Below are 1,516 nucleotides of genomic sequence, written 5' to 3'. Positions count from 1 at the left end.
GGGGGAGGGTCGGACCGCAGGTCCGGGGTGGGGTGATCCGTGCAATGGTCAGGCCGTCCCCGGCGAGGACCAGGGCAAAAGGCGCGCCCTCGCCATTTACAGCTTCCGCTTGCACCGCCCGTCCTCTATGGTCGCGGCAGTCTTCCCGCCCGCCGGTTCCCCATGTCGCTTTCCGCCTCGCTCCGTTCGCCCCGCACCGGGCTCGTCGCCCTGCTGTCGGTCACCCAGATCGTCGGCTGGGGCACCAGTTTCGAAATGCCGGGCGTGCTCGGACGTCCGATCGCCGCGGGCCTGGGCCTCGCGAACGAGGTCGTCTTCCTCGGGCTCACCGTGATGATGCTGACCATGGCCGCCGCCGGCCCGTGGACGGGCCGGCTCATCGAGCGCCATGGCGCGGCGCGCGTCCTTGCTGCCGGCTCCGCACTCCTCGGGCTCGGCCTCCTCGGCCTCAGCCTCTGCCAGGGTGTCACCGCCTATTTCGCCGCCTGGCTGGTGCTCGGTCTCGGCGGCGCCTTCGGCCTTTCGGTGCCGACCTATGCCGCCGTCGTCGAGCGGGAGGGCGCAAACGCCAAGCGCAGCATCGCCGTGCTGATGATCTTCACCGGCCTCTCGTCGGCCGTCTGCTGGCCGCTCCTCGGCCTCCTCGAACAGCAATACGGCTGGCGGATCACCCTGCAGCTTGCCGCCGCCTTCCATCTTCTCGTCTGCCTGCCGGCGCATCTCTTCCTGCTGCCGCAACCCGCCGCCCGCAGCGCCGCCGAGGCCGCCGCCGCGCGGACCGAACCGCTGCCGCTCGGAGAACGCGAGGCGCGGCTCGCCTTCCTGCTGATTGCGCTTGCAATCACGCTCGTCACCCTCGTCAGCTTCGGTGTGTCGCCGTCGCTGATCCGGATGCTCGAACTCTCCGGGGCCTCGCCGTTGCTCGCTTTGCAGCTCGGGTCGCTCCGCTCGGTCTTCGGCATCACCGCCCGCGTGGTCGACCTCCTGCTCGGGCAGCGCAGCTCGCCGCCTACGACCTTCCTAGCCGGCCTCGGCCTGATTGCCGTGTCCATGGTTGTCCTGCTTCTCTTCGGCGGAGCGGGTGTGGCGATCGTCTTCGTCGTCCTCTATGGGTTCGGCACCGGCGTCGTCACCGTCGCCCGGGCGCTGATGCCGCTCGTCTTCTTCTCGCCGGACCGCTTCGCCCGCCAGTCGGCCCGGCTTTCCCTGCCGCAGAACCTCGCGAGCGCCGCGGCCCCGGTGCTGATGACCGCCGTCCTCGACCGGCAGGGGCTCACCGCCGTCATCCTTCTCTGCCTCGGGCTTTCCGTCGCCGCCCTCCTCGCCGTCGCGCTGCTCGCCCGCATCGCCCACCGGGCGCGCGTCCGCCCGATCTCCCCCCTTGTGGGGGGTGAGGAGCGGTCGACGCAGCCGAGCAATCGATCCGGTGAATCGATTGCAGTGACGAACGCCTTGAGCTCGAGCGAAAGGCCGGCCGTCCCTCTCCCCCCTTGTGGGGGAGATGTCACGAAGTGAC

At 70.4% G+C, this 1,516-nt stretch carries 1 protein-coding gene; it reads left to right on the top strand.

Going from position 1 to position 1,516, the window contains the following annotated elements:
- The first annotated feature begins 162 nt into the window (after positions 1-162).
- Positions 163-1,515, top strand: coding sequence for an MFS transporter (locus NHF53_RS05650; RefSeq protein WP_252833440.1), 1,353 nt, complete (start codon positions 163-165; stop codon positions 1,513-1,515).
- The last annotated feature ends 1 nt before the right edge of the window (position 1,516 follow it).

Origin of the sequence: Ciceribacter sp. RN22, assembly GCF_024054295.1 — a bacterium.
Taxonomy (GTDB): Bacteria; Pseudomonadota; Alphaproteobacteria; order Rhizobiales; family Rhizobiaceae; genus Allorhizobium; species Allorhizobium lividum.
This window is presented reverse-complemented; position numbering and strand designations above follow the sequence as displayed.

Coding starts and splice junctions, on each gene's coding strand:
- NHF53_RS05650 (WP_252833440.1), top strand. CDS start 163: ATGTCGCTTTCCGCCTCGCTCCGTTCGCCCCGCACCGGGCTCGTCGCC.